Source organism: Roseomonas sp. CECT 9278 (genome assembly GCF_918698155.1).
Classification (GTDB): domain Bacteria; phylum Pseudomonadota; class Alphaproteobacteria; order Acetobacterales; family Acetobacteraceae; genus Neoroseomonas.
Window position 1 is genome coordinate 119260 of sequence record NZ_CAKKLX010000008.1, and the last position, 17214, is coordinate 136473.

A 17214-nucleotide genomic window follows, 5' to 3' on the forward strand; every position below is an offset into this window, starting at 1 on the left:
GGCGCCGCGGTGCCGCGGATCGACCGCGCCATCCCCCTTGCGCGCCGGCCCGGGGCGCGGTTACTCGCGACATGGCTTGCGAAGCGGCGCGAACCTCCGGCGGGCAGGGCGGCACGGGCATCCCCGTGCTCGAGGTCGCGGGGCTGACCCTCGACTTCCGCCAGGATGGGCGCAGCCTGCGCGTGCTCGATGGCGTGTCGTTTCGCGTCGATGCGGGGCGCACCCTGGCGATCGTGGGTGAATCGGGCTGCGGCAAGTCGGTCAGCGCGCTGGCCGTGATGGGGCTGCTGCCCGACAGCGCCAGCATCGGCGGTGCCATCCGCCTGGCCGGGCAGGACCTGACGACGCTGTCGGCCGAGCAACGGCGCTGCCTGCGCGGCGGCGAGATGGCGATGATCTTCCAGGAGCCCATGACCAGCCTGAACCCGGCCTTCACCGCCGGCGAACAGGTGGCCGAGGCGCTGCGCCTGCACCAGGGCCTGGACGATGCGGCGGCCTTCGCGGAAGCCGTGCGGATGATCGACCGCGTCCGCATCCCCGACGCGGCGCGCCGCGCCCGGCAGTACCCGCACCAGCTCTCGGGCGGGATGCGCCAGCGGGTGATGATCGCGATGGCGCTGGCCTGCCGGCCGAAGCTGCTGATCGCCGATGAACCGACCACCGCGCTGGACGTGACGGTGCAGGCGCAGATCCTCGCACTGCTCGATGAGATGAAGCGCGAGACCGGCACCGCGGTGGTGCTGGTCACTCACGACCTGGGCGTGGTGGCCGACCATGCCGACGAGGTCGCGGTGATGTATGCCGGGCGCATCGCCGAACAGGCGCCGGCCGCCACGCTGTTCGCGCGGCCCGAACATCCCTACACCGCCGGCCTGCTCGGCGCGGCACCCGGCGAGGGCGCGCCCGGCCAGCGCCTGGCCAGCATCGAGGGCACCGTGCCCGACCTGCGCGCGCCGCCGCCCGGCTGCCGCTTCGCCCCGCGCTGCCCCTTCGTGATTCCGCGCTGCGACAGCGTGCCGCCGCTGGCGGAGGTCGCGCCCGGGCATCTGTCGGCCTGCTGGCGGGCGCCGCTCGACCAGGTGCTGGCCGCATGACCGCGCTGCTGGAACTCGACGGGCTGGTGAAGCGCTTCCCGGTGCGCGATGCGCTCGGCCGCCGCGCCGGCGCGGTGCATGCGGTGGATGGCGTGTCGTTGTCGGTCGCGCAGGGGGAGGTGCTGGCGATCGTCGGCGAATCCGGCTGTGGCAAGTCCACGCTCGGCCGGCTGATGCTGAACCTGATCACGCCCGATGCCGGCAGCGTGCGCTTCGGCGGGGATGACCTGGTGAAGCTCTCGCCCGCCGCGCTGCGGGCGAAGCGCCGCGACATGCAGCTGATCTTACAGGACCCCTTCGCGAGCCTCGACCCGCGCATGACGGTCGAGCAGGCGGTGGCCGAGCCGCTGCGCCTGCACCGCATCGTGCCGCGCGACCAGGAACGCGCGGAGGTGGCGGGCCTACTGTCGCGCGTCGGGCTGCGGCCGGAGCTGGCGCGGCGCTGGCCGCATGAGTTCAGCGGCGGGCAACGCCAGCGCGTGGCGATCGCGCGCGCGCTCGCCTCCCGCCCGAAGCTGATCGTGGGCGATGAGCCGGTCTCCGCGCTGGATGTCAGTGTGCAGGCGCAGGTGGTGAACCTGCTGGGCGACCTGATCCGCGACCTGGGCCTGACCTTCGTGCTGATCAGCCACGATTTGGGCGTGGTGCGCCACGTCGCCGACCGCGTGGCGGTGATGTACCTCGGCCGCATCGTCGAGGAAGGGCCGGCGGAGGCCGTGCTGTCCGCGCCCAGGCATCCCTATACCCGCGCGCTGCTGGCGGCGGTGCCCGGCCACGGCACCAAGGCGCCGCCGATCGACGGCGACGTGCCATCGCCCATCGCGCCGCCGCCCGGCTGCCGCTTCCACACGCGCTGCCCCTTCGCCGAAGCCGCCTGCCGCGAGGCAGCACCGGCGCTCACCGCCCCGCCGCACCGCGTCGCCTGCCACCTGGATGGCCGCCTGCCGCCCGCCGCGCCGCGGGCGGAACGCCTGGCGGGTGGCGAAAGGCTGAAGCGCCTGCAATCCTTCTTCCGGGCCCCTGGCCCGCAACCGGGAGTGCCACGACCATGAAGACCACGCTCCGCACCCTGCTGGCCGCCGCCGCCATCGTCGCCGCCGCCACATCGGCCAGCGCGCAGAACCTGCGCATCGGCCTGCGCGAGGACCCGGACATCCTCGACCCCACCCTGTCGCGCACCTATGTCGGGCGCATCGTCTATATGGCGCTGTGCGACAAGCTGTTCGACATCAACGAACGGCTGGAGGTGGTCCCACAGCTCGCGACCGCGCATCGCTGGGAGAACCCCACGACGCTGATCATCACGCTGCGCGAGGGCGTGCGTTTCCACGACGGCGAGGCGATGGACGCCGAGGCCGTGCGCTATTCCATCAACCGCCACCTGACGATGCAGGGGTCCTTCCGCCGCTCCGAGATCAGCGAGGTCGATCGCGTCGAGGTGGTGGATCCGCGCACCGTGCGCATCGTGCTGAAAACGCCGTCGGCATCGTTCCTGTCGGCACTGACCGATCGCGCCGGCATGATCGTCAGCCCCAAGGCGGCCGAGGCGTTGGGCCGCAACTTCGGCACGCGCCCGGTATGCGCCGGCCCCTTCCGCTTCGTCGAGCGCGTGGCCCAGGAACGCATCGTGGTGGAGCGCTTCCGCGACTACTGGGATGCCGCAAACATCCACTTCGACCGCGTGACCTACCTGCCGATCCCCGACAACACGGTGCGCCTGGCCAACCTGCAATCGGGCGCGGTCGAATTCGTCGAGCGCATGGAACCCGACGACACCCGCACCATCCAGCGCGCCCGCAACCTGCGCGCGGTGAACGTGGATGAGCTCGGCTACCAGGGCATCACCATCAATGTCGGCAATGGCGAACGCGCCAATACGCCGCTCGGCCGCGATGCGCGGGTGCGCCGCGCCTTCGAACTGGCGATCGACCGCGCCGCGGTCAACCAGGTGGTCTATGAGGGGATGTACACGCCCACGCGCCAGCCCTGGCCGCCGGCGAACCCCTTCCATGTGCGCGACTTCCAGCCCGAGCCGCGCAATGTCGAGCGCGCCCGCGCCCTGCTGCGCGAGGCCGGCGTGACCACGCCGCTGGCTATCGAGATGACGGTGCCCAACAACCCCGACCTGCGCCAGGTCGGTGAGGTGATCCAGTCGATGGCCGCGGAAGCGGGCTTCGCCGTCACGCTGCGCGCGATGGAATTCGCCTCCTCGCTGCAGGCGGCGCAGCGCGGGGAGTTCCAGACCTACCTGGTCGGCTGGTCGGGGCGCACCGATCCGGACGGCAACATCTTCAGCTTCAGCCGCACCGGCGGCGGGCAGAATGACGGGCGGTATTCCAACCCCGAGGTGGACGCCCTGCTGGACGCGGCGCGCGTCGAGTTGGATATCGAGAAGCGCCGCGACCTCTATGCGCGCATGATCCGGCTGTCGATCGGCCAGGATGCCAACCGCATCTACCTGTGGCATCGCAAGAACATCATGGCGCACCAGGCGCGCCTGGTGGGCTACCGGCCGATCGCCGATGGCATGATCCGCCTGCAGGGGATGCGATTTCAATGATGCGCGCCGCTGAAGCGGCGCCCTCAGGCGCCGGTGCCATGCATCCGCATGGCGTGGCTCTCCTTGTGCCTCGGGCGCCGGCGTCCGCATCCGCGGCCTTGGCTTGCGCGCCGCGCACTGGCGCGCCTGGCATGTCTGTCGCTCTGGGCGCGGTCGCGCCTTGCGCTCCCGGACCGCGCGGGCGCGCGATCCGCTGGGGTGCGCCGGCTGGCGCGGGAGGCTAGCCCGGCGATGGGCCTCTGGCTGCTACGCCGCATCGGGCAGGTCATCCCCACCCTGGTGATCCTGTCCATCCTGATCTTCGGGTTGCAGCAGCTCATGCCCGGCGACCCGGCGCTGATCCTGGCCGGCGAGGAACGCGGCGACCCCGCGGTGCTCGCCGCCATCCGCGCCGAGCTCGGCCTCGACAAGCCGGTGTGGCAGCAATACCTGCTCTGGATGGGCAAGGTGCTCACGGGCGACTTCGGCTTTTCGTGGCGCATCCGCGTGCCGGTTTCGGAACTCATCCTCACCAAGCTGCCGGTGACGTTCCAGCTCGCCAGCATGGCCTTCATCATTGCCATCCTGATCGGCGTGCCGCTCGGCATTCTCTCCGCCGTGAAGCGCGATACGCCGGCGGACTGGGCGGCGAATGGCGCCGCACTGTTCGGCATCTCCACGCCGAATTTCTGGCTCGGCATCATGATGATCCTGCTGTTCAGCGTGGAGCTCGGCTGGCTGCCGCCCTCGGGCTATGTGCCGCTGTTCGAGGACCCGGTGCAGTCGCTCGCCACCACCATCATGCCGGCCTTCGTGCTGGGCACCGGCGTGGCATCCGTGCTGATGCGCCACACCCGCGCGGCGATGCTGACCGCGCTGTCCCAGGACTACGTCCGCACCGCGCGCGCCAAGGGCCTGCGCGAGCGCGTCGTGGTGTGGAAGCACGCGCTGCGCAACGCGCTGATCCCGGTGGTCACGCTCGGCGCCATCGAATTCGGCCGGCTGCTGGCCGGTGCCGTGCTGACCGAACAGATCTTCACCATCCCGGGCTTCGGCAAGCTCATCGTCGATGCGGTGTTCAACCGCGACTACCCGGTGGTGCAGGGGGTGGTGCTGGCCACCGCGCTGATCTTCGTGCTGCTGAGCCTGGTGGCCGACATGCTCTACATGGCCATCAACCCGCGGCTGCGGCAGGCCTAGGCGCGCATGTCCGCCCTCGGCCCCAGCTTCACCGCCCGCATGCCGCGATCGCTGCGGCAGTCGGGCTTCCGCGGCGCGACCGTCACCGTCGTGCTCGCCGGCGACCTGGTCGGCCTGGTGGGGGCCGAGGCCGGTGACCGGCCTGCCCCCATCGACCACATCGCCGGCCTGCGCGCCGGCTTCGTCCAGACGACGCGCGGGCAGTATCCCGAACTCCGGCTGTTCTTCACCGATGCCAGCACGCTGCGTCTCGAGCCGATGGCAGACCCGGGCGATGCGGCCGCCGTCCGGCGCTCCTATCCGGACTTCGTGCGCGGCCTGGCGGCGCGGCTGGCCGGGGCAGGGCGCCTGGCCGGCGTCGAGGTCGGCGTCGATCGCGCCTGGACCGTCGTCTTCACCGCCCTGCTGGCGCTGCCGGCCGCCGCCATGGTCACGCTCGCCGCCTTGACCTGGCTGGACCCGCCCTACGCCACGATCGAGCGCGGGATCGCCCGTGGCTTCACCAGCCTGCTCGCGCTGCTGTTCGTCGCGTTCGTCGTGTGGTTCTGGCGGGCGCAATGGCCACGCCGCATCAGCGACCTGTCTGGGCTCGACGCCGGGCTGCCGCGCCGATGAGCGCGACCTCCATCGCCGCCGAAAGCCCGACGCGCCGCGCCATCCACCGCTTCCTGCGCCATCGCCTGGCGGTGTTCGGCCTGGTCATCGTCGTGCTGTTCATCGCGGTCGCCATCCTCGCGCCGCTCATCGCGCCCCATGACCCGCTGCAGACGTCCTGGTCGCGCATCCGCAAGGAGCCCTCCTGGGCGCATTGGATGGGCACGGACGAGAACGGGCGCGACGTCCTCTCGCGCGTGATCTGGGGTGCGCGGGCCTCGCTGATGGCGGGCGTGATCTCGGTGCTCGGCGCGCTCATCATGGGCGTGCCGCTCGGGCTGCTGGCGGGGCTGGCGGGCGGCTGGGTCGATGCGGTGGTCTCGCGCATCGCCGATGCCATGCTCTCGGTGCCGTTCCTGATCCTGGCGATCGCGCTCGCGGCCTTCCTGGGGCCGGCGCTGGAGAATGCGATGCTCGCCATTGCCATCACCGCGTCGCCGGTCTTCGTGCGCCTGGCGCGCGGCATGGCGCTGGACGCGAAATCGACCGACTGGGTGGAAGCCGCGCGCGCGCTGGGCAACCCGCCCTGGCGCATCGCCTTCGTGCATGTGCTGCCCAACATCATCCCCCCACTTCTGGTGCAGGCGACACTCGCCATCGCGGAAGCGATCATCGCCGAGGCCGCGCTGTCCTTCCTCGGCCTGGGGATGCAGCCGCCCAACCCGTCCTGGGGGTCGATGCTGAATTCCTCGCAGCGGTTCCTGACGCAGGCGCCGTGGCTGTCGATCTTCCCGGGTGTGACCATCATGATCGTGGTGCTGGCCTTCAACCTGATGGGCGACGGGCTGCGCGACGCGCTCGACCCGCGGGCCGACAAGAAATGATCGCCCTGCGGCCTGCGCCCGCCGCCCTGCCGCGTGGGCGGCGCATCTACGCCATCGGCGACATCCACGGCTCCATCGCGCAGCTGCGCGACCTGCACGTGCAGATCGCCGCCGACCTGCGCGCGCGGCCGGTGCCCTCCGCGCTGCTGATCCACCTGGGCGACTACGTCGACAAGGGCGGCGACAGCCGCGCCGTGCTCGATCACCTGATCGAGGCCGACCCGGTGCCGGGCATCGACACGCTCAACCTGACCGGCAACCACGAGGAGACGATGCTCGCGGCGCTGGATGGCGACGGTGCCGCGGCGGCGGATTGGCTGTGGGGCGGCGGCCGCGCCACGCTCGATGCCTGGGGCATCCCGCCCGAGACCCCGCGCGAGGACTGGCCGCAGCACTTCGCACCCGGCCACCTGCGCTTCCTGCGCCGGCTGCATGTGTACCACCAGGAGGGCGGCTACCTGTTCGTGCATGCCGGCATCCGGCCGGGCATCGCGCTGGAAGACCAGTCGCGCGAGGACCTGCTGCGCATCCGCCACGACTTCCTGGGCAGCGAGCGCGACCACGGCATGGTGGTGGTGCACGGCCACACCGCGGGCTTCCAGCCGGTGGTGCGCGACAACCGCATCTGCCTCGACACCGCCGCCTGGTCCGGCGGACCGCTCACCTGCGGGGTGTTCGAAGGGGAGACGCTGGGCTTCCTGCAGGCCTGACCCTCAGCCGCGCCGCTGCACCACCGTCGCATCCGCATCGGGCTCGCGCAGGAAGGACAGGTCCATCCAGTACGGCCCGTCCGGCTGGCCGGGGTCGAAGGCGACATTGACCGCCGACATGCTGCGCATCTGCGGCACCGGGTCGAAGGGCAGGGGCTCGCTTTCGAACAGGCGCTGCACGCCGCTGCGCGGGTCGGCCCAGCGCGCCTGCAGGATCCAGCGCATGGCGCCGTCGCGCCGCAACCCCGCCAACGGCACGCTGAACGTCATCGGCGCGCCAGGCGCCGGGCCGTTCGCCATCGGCAGCGGCGGCGCCACGCCAGCGAAACCCGGCTTGGCCACCCGCATCACCGCCGAGGCGATCAGCGTCAGCACCAGCCCGAAGCCGCCCAGCATGGTGGCGACGAACCAGCTTTCCATGAAGCCGGTCATCTGCGCGCGCTCCGGCGCCTCCGGCCGGTAGCGCACGCGGATGGTGTCGCCCACGCGGCAGCAGGGCGGGTTGGAGAACACGCCCCCCTCGGCGCGCTGCAGCTTCCCGCTGGGCAGCGCGAAGGTGAAGACCGGCGCATAGGTGCGCGAGGTCCCGCGGTCGCGGTCGCGGCTGGTGCTGGTGATCATCTCGACCACCCGCCCGTCGGTCTCGATCGCGCCGCGGCGGAATTCCACCTCGCGCCAGGCGGCGTAGCCCGACCCGGCCAGCAGAGCGATGCCCAGCAGCAGCAGGACCCAGGGGATGATGCGCTTCATGGCGTACCGACCCGCCGCCGCTTCGCCCGGTGCCGCATCGTCGCCTCCCGACCCATCGACGCGCGAATCATGGACGCGGCGCCGCGCGCTGTCACGCGGCGCCGCCGGCCGGCGCCAGCGCCGTGCCGGTCAGCGCCTCCCACAGCGCCGCGGTGTCGTGGAACACCTCGTAGCCCGCCACCCGCCCATCGCGCAGGGTGAAGATGTTGACCACCCGCGCCGCCACCTCGCGCCCCGTGGCGCGCGCGCGCCAGCGCCCGTCCAGCAGCACGATCACCCGGTCGCCGTGCTCGATGCGCGCTGCCGGCGTCACCTCCAGGATCTCCAGCGCGGCGCCGACGCGGCCGAGGAAATCCCGATACGCCTCGAAGCCGCGCCACACCCCGGTCCAGGGCAGCAGGCCGGGGCGGCCGTGGTAGGTCACGACCACGTCGTCGGCCACCACCGCGCGCAGCGCCGCCACGTCGCCGGCCTTGAGCGCGGCGTAGTAGGCATCCAGCACCGCGGTCACGAAGGTTGCCCGCGCTTGTGCGCCGCCAGCGCCATCAGCCGCCGGTCGCGCCAGCCCGACCGGTCCGCGATGCCCTCGCGCGGCAACATCGACCGCCGCGCCGCATCCACCGCCGCGACGGTCGGCGCGTCGTAGTCATACGGCGCCTGTTCGGCCGTGATGCCGCCCATCAGCGCGCCGAAGCGCGCCGCGTAGTCCGCCACGCCGCCCGGCGCGTTCATGTCGATCGTCTCGAACGGACCCATGAAGGACCAGCGCAGGCCCAGCCCGTCCTTCACGCAGGCATCGACATCCTCGACCGACATCACCCCGTCGCGCACCAGGCGGAAGGCTTCGGCCACCAGCGCCGCCTGCAGCCGGTTCAGCACGAAGCCGCGGGTTTCGCGCAAGGCCACCACCGGCACCTGGCCCACGCGCGCCATCAGGTCGCGCGTGCGCGCCACCACGCCCGGATCGGTCCAGGGGGCGCCCACCAGCTCGACCAGCGGCACCAGGTAGGGCGGGTTGACCGGATGCGCGACCAGGCAGCGCGCGCGCCCCGCCAGCCCCTCGGTGAAGGCGCTCGCCGGGATGCCGGAGGTCGAGGAGGCCAGCACCACCCCCGGCCCGCACAAGGCATCGAGCCGCGCGAAGGTCTCGCGCTTGACCTCGACACGCTCGGGCCCGTTCTCCTGGACGTGGTCGGCGCCATCGAGGCAGTCCTCCAGCGTCGCCGCCACCGCGATGCGCGCGGCGACGGCGCCCGGCGCCTCGCTGATCAGGCCGGCGGCGTGCAGGTCCGGCAGGCGGGCGCCGATCACGGCCATCGCGGCGTCGGTCGCGCCCGCCGCGGGGTCCCAGATGCGGACCGGATGTCCCGCGCGGGCGAAGACCATCGCCCAGGCGCTGCCGATCAGACCCGCGCCCACCACCGCGATGCGTTGCATGCGTCACCTCCCGCGCCCGCGTGCCTTGATCGGCCGGGGCAGGGGGGCGATGTAAGGCCGCGAGATGACCCTTCGCAACGCACCCCTGCCGCCGACCACCGCGCCGCCGCCCTTCGGCACGCGGCTGCTCGGCTTCTTCCTGCTCGGGGGCACCATGTGGATCGCCGGGCTGCTCGCGCTGTTCGGCTCGATCATGGCGGTGGTGCCCGGATGATCAACGCCTTCTGGCGCCGCTGGATCCTGCCCTTCACCGTCGTGCCGCTGCTGCCCGCGACGCTTTTCAACCTGTTCGCGGGGCGCGAATGGGCGCTGCTGGGCTGCGTGCTCGGCATCGCGCTGCCGTTGGTGGCGGCCTGGCTGGTGCGCCGCGGCGTGAAGGGCGATGCGCAGCGCGCCGCGCTGCTGATGGGCGGCGCGGTCGCGGCGGTCGGCTTCCTCGGCGCCGAGGCCGGGCCGGTCGCCTCGCTGGTCCTCGCCCTGGGCGCCTGGGGCGGCACCCGCCTGCTGTATCACGAGATCGCGGAGGCGCCCGCGCCGCCGCCGCCGCCGGCCCCCGCCGCCCCTGCGCCGCCGCGCCCGCTGGACGATGCCCGCGCCCGGCTGCTGGCCATCACGGCGGCGGCGCAGCGCATCCCGGAGCCGCGCCTGCTGCCGGTGGCCGCCGCGATCGGCGCGGTGCTCGACGCCTTCGAGCGCCGTCCCGAGCGGCTCGAGGAAGCGCGGCGCTTCCTGGGCGTGAACCTCGATGGGCTGGAACGGATCGCCGCGCGCCTGTCCGCCGGCGCCGAACCGCCCCCCGGCCTGCCCTCCCTGCTGCGCGAGATGGAGGGCGCGGCGACCGGCCTGCGCTCCCGCCTGCGCGAGGAGGAGAGCGCGGCCCTGGCGGTCCAGGTCAACGTGCTGGGCGGCAAGCTGCGCGAGGCCGGCTACGGCTGACCCCGTGCGTTCCATCAACATGGCCACCGGCGTTCGTGCCAGGATGTGCCGCCTTCCGGAGGAACCCGCCATGATCCGTCGCACGGTCATCCTGGGCGCGCTCGCCGTCGCCGGCTGTGGGCCGACGGCGCCGCCGCCCACCATCCCGGCCAGCGCCGCGCCGGGCGAACGCGTGATCGAACCGATCACGCGCGCCGCCAACAACGCGACCGCCTTCTTCCGCCGCCCCCAGCCCAACCAGCCGGCCGCGGCGGCGCGCGCCATCGCCGATATCGAATTCCTCGCCGGCGCCGTGCCGGCGGACCCGCGCTGGCAGACCAGCCAGGCGACCGTGCAACTGGTCCAGGCGCGCAACCAGGGGCGCCAGGCGCTGGGCATTCCCGCCGCCGCGCCGGCGCAGGGCGTGATCGACGGGCTGACCCGCGCGGCCGATGCGCTCGACGCCAACGACCAGGCCGCCGCGGCGCAGGCGCTGCCGGCCAGCATCTTCACCGCCGGCCCGCAGCAGACCCTGCGGCGGCTCGCACAACCGCCGCGCATCCCGACCGCCAGCGCCGCGCTGTTCGCGCTCACGGTCGGCCCGCCGCCGCGTTGACCGCGCACTCCCCTTGACGGGCCCGGCACCGCGGGCACCCTCGGTGCCGGAATACCCCGGGAGGACAACAACCATGATCCGTCGACGCCCGCTGGTGGCGGCCACCGCGATACTGGCGGCGCCGGCCATGGCCCGCGCCCAGGCCGCCTGGCCGAATGGCCCCATCCGCATCGTCGTGCCTTTCCCGCCCGGCGGGTCGACCGATGCGCTGTCGCGCATGTTGCAGCCGCGGCTGCAGGCGGAATTCGGCGTGCCGATCGTGGTCGAGAACCGCGCCGGCGCCTCGGGGTCGCTGGGCACCGGCGTGGTGGCGCGCAGCGCGCCGGACGGCAATACCTGGGTGCTGGTCTTCGACACCCATGCGGTGAACCAGGCGCTGATCCCGACCATGGGCTTCGACACCCAGCGCGACCTGACCCCGCTGCTGCTGTTCGGCACCGCGCCGATGGTGCTGACCGCCCACCGCACGCGGCCCTACCGTTCGGTGGCGCAAGTGGTCGACGCCGCCAAGGCGCGGCCCGAGACCGTGACCTATGGCAGCATCGGCAACGGGTCGGTCGCCCACCTGACCATGGAACTGGCGCAACGCATCGGCGGGTTCCGGCTGGTGCACGTGCCCTATCGCGGCGGCGGGCCGCTGGCGGTCGCGGCGGTGGCCGGCGAGGTCGACCTGCCGATCGCGACGCGCCCGGCGATCGGCGTCCATGTCGATTCCGGCGCGCTGGTGCCCCTGGCGCAGACCGGCGCCACGCGGTCCCCCTCCATGCCCGACATCCCGACGCTGGCGGAATCCGGCATCCCCGGGATCGATGCGCGGGCCTTCTGGGGGTTCCTCGGCCCCGCCGGCCTGCCGCCGGCCATCAAGCAGCGCATGGAGGCCGCCATCCGCAGCGCGCTCGATGTGCCGGAACTGCGCCAGCGCGTCATTGGCCTGGGCATCGACCTCGATCCGCAGGGCGAGGCGGTCTTCGCGCCGTTCCTCGCGCGGCAGATGGAAACCTGGGCGCGCGTGGTGCGGGAGAACAACATCCGCCCGGATTGATCGGCGCGCGGCGCGGCGCCGCCACATGCGCGCCCGCTTCGCCTGGCAGGATGCAGGGATGAAGGCTCACCCCATTGCCCTTGGCGGCATTGTCCTGGCCCTGGCGGGCTGCGTGAGGGTGCAGCCGGTCGCCGTGCCCCTGCCACCGGCCGGGGTCTGCGACGACCCGCTGGGCGGAGCGGCCTATGGCGCGGCGATCGGGGCGGGGATTGGCGCGGTCGCCGGGTCCGCTTCCGCCGATGCGGGGCGGGGCGCGCTGGTGGGGGCCGGGGTGGGGGCATTGGCGGGGGCGGCGATCGGGAGCGTGCCGTGCGAGCATCCGAAATAGAAGGCCAGGGGCGCCGCCGCTGGACCCCGCCAGGGCACACGGTGCACTGGATCGCGCGAATATGCGTCGCTTGCTGACCATCATCGGGGTCATCGCGGCCCTGCCAGTGCTGGTGGCGGGGGCGCTTTGGGCAGGGCAGGAACGGCTGATCTTCCTGCCGGATGCGCGCGTGATCGCGGCACCCCAGGGTTGGGAACGCGCCAGCATCCGCACGCTGGATGGGTTGGACCTCGCCTTCCTGGTCGCGCCGGGTCGGCCCGGCGCGCCGGTCGTGCTGCATTTCCACGGCAATGGCGGCAATGCCGAGGACCGCAGCGGCCTCGGCGCCCTTCTGCACCGCGCCGGCTACAGCGTTGTGCTTGCGGAATACCGTGGCTACGGCGGCAATCCCGGCCGGCCGGGCGAGGAGGCCATCGCGGCCGACGCCGCCGCCATCCTGGCCTGGACCCAGGCCCGCTTCGCCGCATCGCCGCTGGTGCTGTGGGGCGAGAGCCTGGGCACCGGCACCGTGACGCGCCTGGCGCAGAACCGGCCGGGCATCGCGGCGGTGGTGCTGGAAAGCCCGTTCACCTCGGTGGCCGACCTGGCGCGCGGGATGTACCCCGTGCTGCCGACGGACTGGCTGCTGCGCCACCGCTTCGAGAGCCTGTCCCGCCTGCCGGGCATCGCTGCCCCGGTGCTGGTGGTGGCGAGCGAGCAGGACCGCATCACCCCGCCCGGCCATGCGCTGCGGATGGTGGCGGGGGCGCGGGAGGGGCGGCTGGTGATGCTGCCGGGCGGGGCGCATCCGGCGGTGCTGAATGATGCGACGGGCGAGGGGGTGCGGGCGGTGCTGGGATTTTTGGCGGCGCTGCCACGCTGATCCCCGTCCCGCTCCGGCGCATGACGTGCCATGATGATACGGCAACCCAACGGATCGGCGGATCGGACATGAGCGACGGCAAGGGACAGAGCGGCGGCGTCAATATCGCCGGCATCGTCGGCTCGGTCGGGGGCGACATCGTGGGCGGCGACAAGATCACCGGGGCGATCACCCCCGCGGCGCTTGCCGAGGCGATGCGCCCGCTCACCGAGGCCATCGCCGCCGCGCCCCCGGCCAGCAAGGCCGAAGCCGAGGCCAGGCTCGCCGACCTCAAGAAGGAGGCCGAGAAGGGCAAGGCGGCCAATGACGGCGTCATGGCGAAGCTGGTCGATGGGCTGGTCGCCCTGGTGCCGGGGGCCGCCACCGCGGTGGTGAGCGCCTTCGCGACGCCCATCCTGGCTGGCCTGGTCGGGCCGGTGACCAGCTTCGTGCTCGACAAGCTGCGCGCGAAATAGGCGCCCGGCCGCGATGCCGCCGCCCCAGGCCGAACCGACGATGCCGGTCGGCGGCGTGGTCATCTCGGGCCAGGTCGGCGGGGTCGGCGGCGATATCGTGGGCGGCGACAAGATCGTCCACGGCTTCACCATCGACGAGGTACTGGAGGCGCTCGACCGGCGGGGCGCGCTGCAACGCGCCGCAACCGGCGGCCTGGAGCGCGCCGCGGTGATCGGCCTGGCGCAGCGCTTCAGGCCGGACGAACGGCTCGACACCGACCTCGCCATCGCCGAACTGGAACGCGCGGTCGAGATCGCGCTGGACGTGATCGCGCGCGGCGAGCGCGGGACCAACCTCGGCGAGTTCGTCGACACCGTATTGCGACGGGTTGGCGACGACACCCGCAAGGGCGACTTCGACGAAGGGGCGGCGCGGATCGATGCGGCGCTGGGGGCGCTCGAAGCCGGCTATGCGATGTCGCGCATCGCGCTGCTGGAGGAAGCCATCCGTATCGACACGCTGCGCCGTGACGCCCCGGCCGCCGCAGCCAGGATCGAGGCGCTGCTGGCGGCCCGCCACCCCGGCGACCCTGCCGCAGGCGCGGAGGCGATCGCCGCGGCCATACAGCAGCGCATCGAGGAAGGCGACCGGCGCGGCCACCGCGTCGCGCTGGAGATCGCGGCTGAACTGGCGCGGCGCCTGCTCGACCAGGTTGCGGATCCCGCAGCGCGGGCCGCCGCGCAGAACAGCCTGGGATCGGCGCTGCTGCGCCTGGGCGCCGCGGAGAGCGGCACCGCGCGCATCGCGGAGGCCGTGACCGTGCTGGGTGCCGCGGCCCAAGCCTTCGCCGCGCTCGGACTGGCGGCGGCGCATGCGGCCGCCCTGATGAACCTGTGCGACGCGCTGCGCAGTCTCGGCGAGCGCGCGGCGCAGACCGACATCCTTCAGGCCGCCGTCGCCACCGGCGAGGAGGCGCTGGCGGCGCTGGACCTGGCGGCCGACCGGGACTTGCGGCTCAGGGCGCTGACCAATGTCGGCGCGGCGCTCGCGGCGCTGGGCGAACGCGAGATCGGCATCCACCACATCGACCGGTCCTGCGCGGTCTTCGATGAAGCGATCGCGCTCTGGATCGAGGCCGATGGCGACGACACCTGGGGCGTGTTGCAGTCGAACCGCGGCAATTCGCTGCGGATGCTGGGCCAGCGCACGGGCAGTCTGCGCAGCCTGCAGCAGGCGGTCGCCGCCTGTCGCGCCGCGCAGCGCGTGCTGACACGCGACGGTGCGCCGGAACGCTGGGCGCTGGCGCAGACCAACCTTGCCATCTCCCTGCAACTGATCGCCGAGCAGGCGGCGACGCCGGCACTGCTCCTCGACGCCATCGCCGCGGCCGAGGCGGTGCTGGAGGTGTGGCAGGAGGCGTCCGCGCCCTCTCGATGGGCCACCGTCCAGTTGAACCTGGCGGATGCCCACCGCTCGCTGGCCACCATCCGGCTGAACGCCGACGATCGGGCGGCGGCCGAGGCGTCAGCCCGTGCATCCGTGGCGGCGTCGCGCGCCGCGCTGCGTGTCTGGCGGCAGCCGACGGATCCGGTCCGTTGGGCGCTGGCGCAGGGCAACCTGGCCGATGGGCTGACGTTGCTTGGCGCCATTACCAGGGACCGCGCCCCGCTCGACGAAGCGGCTGCCGCGCAGACGGCGGCGATCGAGGTCCTCGAGGCTGCCGGAGCGGTTCACGACTGCGCGCGCCTGGGTACCAACCGGGGCTACACGCTGCGCCTGCTGGGCGCGCATGAGCCAGGCCCCGCGGCGCTGACCGCCGCGATCGAATCCTGCACCCGCGCGCGCGACGGCTGGCCGCGCGAAACCCATCCCGCGCTCTGGGCCATCGCGACGGAAAACCTCGCGCTCGCAAGGGCCGAGCTGGCCTGGCGGACCGGCGATCCGCACCTGTGGGCCACGGCGATCGGCGAATTGGCGGAGGCGGCTGCGGTCTTTGCGCAGGTGGGCCATGCCCAGGCCCTGGGCCGGATCCGACAGGTGCAGGATCGGCTCGGCACGCTGCCGGTGCCCGGCCAGGTGGGCTGACCCCGACCGCGTGACGCGCGCGGCCAGCCGGCGCGCCTCCGGGCCTGGCCTTGACCCACCCGCCCCAGCGCGATCCGATGCGCGCCGACACGCACCCCATCGGAGGAATCGCCATGCGCGCCTGGGCCGTCATCGAGACCGGCAAGCCCCTGCAGGAGATCGAACTGCCCACGCCGGAGCCCACCGGCAAGCAGGTCCTGCTGGAAGTCACCCATGCCGGCGTCTGCCATTCCGACCTGCATATCTGGGAGGGCGAATACGACCTCGGCTCGCGGGGCAAGATGCGCCTGACCGACCGCGGCGTGACCCTGCCGCTGGCGATGGGCCACGAGATCGTCGGCCGCGTGCTGAAATGGGGGCCGGAGGCCAATGGCGCGGGCCTGAAGGTCGGCGAGCAGATGATCGTCTTCCCCTGGGTCGGCTGCGGGACGTGTGCGAAGTGCCTGGCGGACGAGGACAACATGTGCCTCACGCCGCGCAGCCTCGGTGTCTATCAGCATGGCGGCTACGCGACGCATGTGCTGGCGCCGGAACCGCGCCACCTGGTGCCGGTCGGCGGCCTCGACCCGGCCCTGGCCGCGACCTATGCCTGTTCCGGCATCACGGTGTTCAGCGCCATCAACAAGGTGATGCCGATGGACGCCGACGACCCGATCGTGCTGGTCGGTGCCGGCGGGCTCGGGCTGAACGCGATCGCGGTGCTGAAGGCCAAGGGGCACCGGCGCATCGTGGTGGTGGACGTGGCGCAGGCGAAGCTCGATGCGGCCAGGCAGGAAGGCGCGTCGGAGACGGTGCTGGCCAACGGCCCCGACACCGCCAAGGCCATCATCGCCGCCGCTGGTAGGGCGGTGGGCGCCATCATCGACCTGGTGAACGGCACCGAGACCGCCCGCTTCGCCTTCGATGCGCTGCGCAAGGGCGGCAAGCTGATCCAGGTCGGGCTGTTCGGCGGCGAGATGAACATCCCGCTGCCGCTGGTGCCGATCCGCGCCCTGACCATCCAGGGCAGCTATGTGGGCAATGTGAAGGAACTTCGCGAACTGGTTGGGATTGCGGCATCCGGCGCGCTGCCGGGCATCCCGGTCACGACCATGCCGCTCAACCAGGCCGATGCCGCGCTGAACCGGCTGAAGGATGGCAAGGTGGTCGGGCGGATCGTGCTGACGGCGGCCTGATGGCGCGGCGCGGCCGGCGCCCGGTTCAGCGCGCCGGATAGGCCGCGCCCGTCACCGGGTCGCTTGCCGGGTCGGGCGTGGCGGCGATGGCGTGGCGCGCCCGCGCGGCCTCCTGCGGCGCGCCATGCAACTGGTCCGGCGGTTCGGCGCCCTGCGGATAGGCGCCGACCACCAGCAGCGCCGGATCGGAGGCGAGGTTGCGGTGCCCGGTGCCGGCCGGCAGCACCACCACGTCGCCTGCCGCCAGGTCGATCGCCACCCCGCTCTCGCCGCCAAGCTGCACGCGCACATGGCCGGCGACGATCGCCAGCGCCTCATGCGCGTTCGAATGGTAGTGGTGAAAGTCGAAGATCCCGTCGCGCCAGGCCGGGCGCCAGCCATGGCGGCGGAACAGCGCCTCGGCCGCCGCGGCATCCCCGGCCGCGACGGCGCCGCGGTGCAGCACCACGGGCAGGCGCGGGTTGTTGGGGATGGCGGGATCCTCGCGGAGGAACAGCAACTCCGCGCCGTCGTGCCGATGCTCGTGCATTCCCTGCCTACCGCCCGTG

General features: G+C 72.9%; 20 protein-coding genes. 16 read left to right on the top strand and 4 right to left on the bottom strand.

Annotated features, from left to right (window positions below):
- Positions 1 to 71 precede the first annotated feature (71 nt).
- The 7 genes from LQ222_RS07850 to LQ222_RS07880 all read left to right on the top strand — a co-directional run bounded on the left by LQ222_RS07850 (position 72) and on the right by LQ222_RS07880 (position 7021).
- Positions 72 to 1094, top strand: coding sequence for an ABC transporter ATP-binding protein (locus tag LQ222_RS07850; RefSeq protein ID WP_230165607.1), 1023 nt, complete (start codon positions 72 to 74; stop codon positions 1092 to 1094).
- Entirely contained in the window at positions 1091 to 2146 is a 1056-nt protein-coding gene (locus LQ222_RS07855) for an ABC transporter ATP-binding protein (RefSeq protein WP_230165608.1), read from the top strand. Before LQ222_RS07850 ends, LQ222_RS07855 begins: the two co-directional genes overlap by 4 nt.
- Positions 2143 to 3654: an ABC transporter substrate-binding protein gene (locus LQ222_RS07860; RefSeq protein ID WP_230165609.1), complete on the top strand. Its 1512-nt coding sequence runs from the start codon at positions 2143 to 2145 to the stop codon at positions 3652 to 3654. Before LQ222_RS07855 ends, LQ222_RS07860 begins: the two co-directional genes overlap by 4 nt.
- Positions 3655 to 3885: 231 nt before the next feature.
- On the top strand, positions 3886 to 4833 hold the full coding sequence (locus tag LQ222_RS07865; protein ID WP_230165610.1) for an ABC transporter permease: 948 nt from the start codon (positions 3886 to 3888) through the stop codon (positions 4831 to 4833).
- A gap of 6 nt (positions 4834 to 4839) precedes the next feature.
- Positions 4840 to 5448 (top strand): hypothetical protein, encoded by a 609-nt coding sequence (locus LQ222_RS07870; RefSeq protein WP_230165611.1) that lies wholly within the window; start codon positions 4840 to 4842, stop codon positions 5446 to 5448.
- Positions 5445 to 6311: an ABC transporter permease gene (locus LQ222_RS07875; protein WP_230165612.1), complete on the top strand. Its 867-nt coding sequence runs from the start codon at positions 5445 to 5447 to the stop codon at positions 6309 to 6311. The genes LQ222_RS07870 and LQ222_RS07875 overlap by 4 nt, the downstream gene beginning before the upstream one ends.
- Positions 6308 to 7021: a metallophosphoesterase gene (locus LQ222_RS07880; protein WP_230165613.1), complete on the top strand. Its 714-nt coding sequence runs from the start codon at positions 6308 to 6310 to the stop codon at positions 7019 to 7021. Before LQ222_RS07875 ends, LQ222_RS07880 begins: the two co-directional genes overlap by 4 nt.
- 3 nt (positions 7022 to 7024) lie before the next feature.
- Here the strand turns inward: LQ222_RS07880 and LQ222_RS07885 are convergent, their stop codons facing one another.
- The 3 genes from LQ222_RS07885 to LQ222_RS07895 form a co-directional block, all read right to left on the bottom strand.
- Positions 7025 to 7771 (bottom strand): DUF3592 domain-containing protein, encoded by a 747-nt coding sequence (locus tag LQ222_RS07885; RefSeq protein ID WP_230165614.1) that lies wholly within the window; start codon positions 7769 to 7771, stop codon positions 7025 to 7027.
- A gap of 91 nt (positions 7772 to 7862) precedes the next feature.
- Positions 7863 to 8282 carry a nuclear transport factor 2 family protein gene (locus LQ222_RS07890; protein ID WP_230165615.1) on the bottom strand — a complete coding sequence of 140 codons (420 nt, stop codon included), beginning with the start codon at positions 8280 to 8282 and terminating at the stop codon, positions 7863 to 7865.
- Positions 8279 to 9208 (bottom strand): 3-hydroxyacyl-CoA dehydrogenase, encoded by a 930-nt coding sequence (locus LQ222_RS07895; protein WP_230165617.1) that lies wholly within the window; start codon positions 9206 to 9208, stop codon positions 8279 to 8281. Before LQ222_RS07895 ends, LQ222_RS07890 begins: the two co-directional genes overlap by 4 nt.
- Before the next feature lie 64 nt (positions 9209 to 9272).
- Between LQ222_RS07895 and LQ222_RS07900 the strand changes: the two genes are divergently transcribed.
- The 9 genes from LQ222_RS07900 to LQ222_RS07940 all read left to right on the top strand — a co-directional run bounded on the left by LQ222_RS07900 (position 9273) and on the right by LQ222_RS07940 (position 16666).
- The gene (locus tag LQ222_RS07900) at positions 9273 to 9422 is read left to right on the top strand and encodes a hypothetical protein (RefSeq protein WP_230165619.1); all 150 of its coding nucleotides are present in this window, start codon (positions 9273 to 9275) and stop codon (positions 9420 to 9422) included.
- Positions 9419 to 10144 carry a hypothetical protein gene (locus LQ222_RS07905; protein ID WP_230165620.1) on the top strand — a complete coding sequence of 242 codons (726 nt, stop codon included), beginning with the start codon at positions 9419 to 9421 and terminating at the stop codon, positions 10142 to 10144. The genes LQ222_RS07900 and LQ222_RS07905 overlap by 4 nt, the downstream gene beginning before the upstream one ends.
- 70 nt (positions 10145 to 10214) lie before the next feature.
- Positions 10215 to 10739: a hypothetical protein gene (locus LQ222_RS07910; RefSeq protein ID WP_230165621.1), complete on the top strand. Its 525-nt coding sequence runs from the start codon at positions 10215 to 10217 to the stop codon at positions 10737 to 10739.
- Positions 10740 to 10812: 73 nt separating this feature from the next.
- Positions 10813 to 11781 carry a tripartite tricarboxylate transporter substrate binding protein gene (locus tag LQ222_RS07915; RefSeq protein WP_230165622.1) on the top strand — a complete coding sequence of 323 codons (969 nt, stop codon included), beginning with the start codon at positions 10813 to 10815 and terminating at the stop codon, positions 11779 to 11781.
- 25 nt (positions 11782 to 11806) lie between these two features.
- Positions 11807 to 12109 (top strand): YMGG-like glycine zipper-containing protein, encoded by a 303-nt coding sequence (locus LQ222_RS07920; RefSeq protein WP_230165623.1) that lies wholly within the window; start codon positions 11807 to 11809, stop codon positions 12107 to 12109.
- 61 nt (positions 12110 to 12170) lie between these two features.
- The gene (locus LQ222_RS07925; protein WP_230165624.1) at positions 12171 to 12971 is read left to right on the top strand and encodes an alpha/beta hydrolase; all 801 of its coding nucleotides are present in this window, start codon (positions 12171 to 12173) and stop codon (positions 12969 to 12971) included.
- 68 nt (positions 12972 to 13039) lie between these two features.
- On the top strand, positions 13040 to 13426 hold the full coding sequence (locus LQ222_RS07930; RefSeq protein WP_230165625.1) for a hypothetical protein: 387 nt from the start codon (positions 13040 to 13042) through the stop codon (positions 13424 to 13426).
- Between the two features lie 13 nt (positions 13427 to 13439).
- A complete protein-coding gene (locus LQ222_RS07935) occupies positions 13440 to 15491 on the top strand; it encodes a hypothetical protein (RefSeq protein ID WP_230165626.1) in 2052 nt (683 codons plus the stop codon).
- A gap of 113 nt (positions 15492 to 15604) precedes the next feature.
- Entirely contained in the window at positions 15605 to 16666 is a 1062-nt protein-coding gene (locus LQ222_RS07940) for an alcohol dehydrogenase (RefSeq protein ID WP_230165627.1), read from the top strand.
- A 25-nt stretch (positions 16667 to 16691) separates the two neighbouring features.
- On the opposite strand, the gene LQ222_RS07945 is transcribed toward LQ222_RS07940, so the two are convergent.
- Positions 16692 to 17195: a cupin domain-containing protein gene (locus LQ222_RS07945; protein WP_230165629.1), complete on the bottom strand. Its 504-nt coding sequence runs from the start codon at positions 17193 to 17195 to the stop codon at positions 16692 to 16694.
- Between the last annotated feature and the right edge of the window lie 19 nt (positions 17196 to 17214).

Coding starts and splice junctions, on each gene's coding strand:
- LQ222_RS07850 (WP_230165607.1), top strand. CDS start 72: ATGGCTTGCGAAGCGGCGCGAACCTCCGGCGGGCAGGGCGGCACGGGC.
- LQ222_RS07945 (WP_230165629.1), bottom strand. CDS start 17,195: ATGCACGAGCATCGGCACGACGGCGCGGAGTTGCTGTTCCTCCGCGAG.
- LQ222_RS07885 (WP_230165614.1), bottom strand. CDS start 7,771: ATGAAGCGCATCATCCCCTGGGTCCTGCTGCTGCTGGGCATCGCTCTG.
- LQ222_RS07905 (WP_230165620.1), top strand. CDS start 9,419: ATGATCAACGCCTTCTGGCGCCGCTGGATCCTGCCCTTCACCGTCGTG.
- LQ222_RS07915 (WP_230165622.1), top strand. CDS start 10,813: ATGATCCGTCGACGCCCGCTGGTGGCGGCCACCGCGATACTGGCGGCG.
- LQ222_RS07930 (WP_230165625.1), top strand. CDS start 13,040: ATGAGCGACGGCAAGGGACAGAGCGGCGGCGTCAATATCGCCGGCATC.
- LQ222_RS07870 (WP_230165611.1), top strand. CDS start 4,840: ATGTCCGCCCTCGGCCCCAGCTTCACCGCCCGCATGCCGCGATCGCTG.
- LQ222_RS07920 (WP_230165623.1), top strand. CDS start 11,807: ATGCGCGCCCGCTTCGCCTGGCAGGATGCAGGGATGAAGGCTCACCCC.
- LQ222_RS07875 (WP_230165612.1), top strand. CDS start 5,445: ATGAGCGCGACCTCCATCGCCGCCGAAAGCCCGACGCGCCGCGCCATC.
- LQ222_RS07900 (WP_230165619.1), top strand. CDS start 9,273: ATGACCCTTCGCAACGCACCCCTGCCGCCGACCACCGCGCCGCCGCCC.
- LQ222_RS07940 (WP_230165627.1), top strand. CDS start 15,605: ATGCGCGCCTGGGCCGTCATCGAGACCGGCAAGCCCCTGCAGGAGATC.
- LQ222_RS07910 (WP_230165621.1), top strand. CDS start 10,215: ATGATCCGTCGCACGGTCATCCTGGGCGCGCTCGCCGTCGCCGGCTGT.
- LQ222_RS07925 (WP_230165624.1), top strand. CDS start 12,171: ATGCGTCGCTTGCTGACCATCATCGGGGTCATCGCGGCCCTGCCAGTG.
- LQ222_RS07865 (WP_230165610.1), top strand. CDS start 3,886: ATGGGCCTCTGGCTGCTACGCCGCATCGGGCAGGTCATCCCCACCCTG.
- LQ222_RS07855 (WP_230165608.1), top strand. CDS start 1,091: ATGACCGCGCTGCTGGAACTCGACGGGCTGGTGAAGCGCTTCCCGGTG.
- LQ222_RS07895 (WP_230165617.1), bottom strand. CDS start 9,208: ATGCAACGCATCGCGGTGGTGGGCGCGGGTCTGATCGGCAGCGCCTGG.
- LQ222_RS07880 (WP_230165613.1), top strand. CDS start 6,308: ATGATCGCCCTGCGGCCTGCGCCCGCCGCCCTGCCGCGTGGGCGGCGC.
- LQ222_RS07935 (WP_230165626.1), top strand. CDS start 13,440: ATGCCGCCGCCCCAGGCCGAACCGACGATGCCGGTCGGCGGCGTGGTC.
- LQ222_RS07860 (WP_230165609.1), top strand. CDS start 2,143: ATGAAGACCACGCTCCGCACCCTGCTGGCCGCCGCCGCCATCGTCGCC.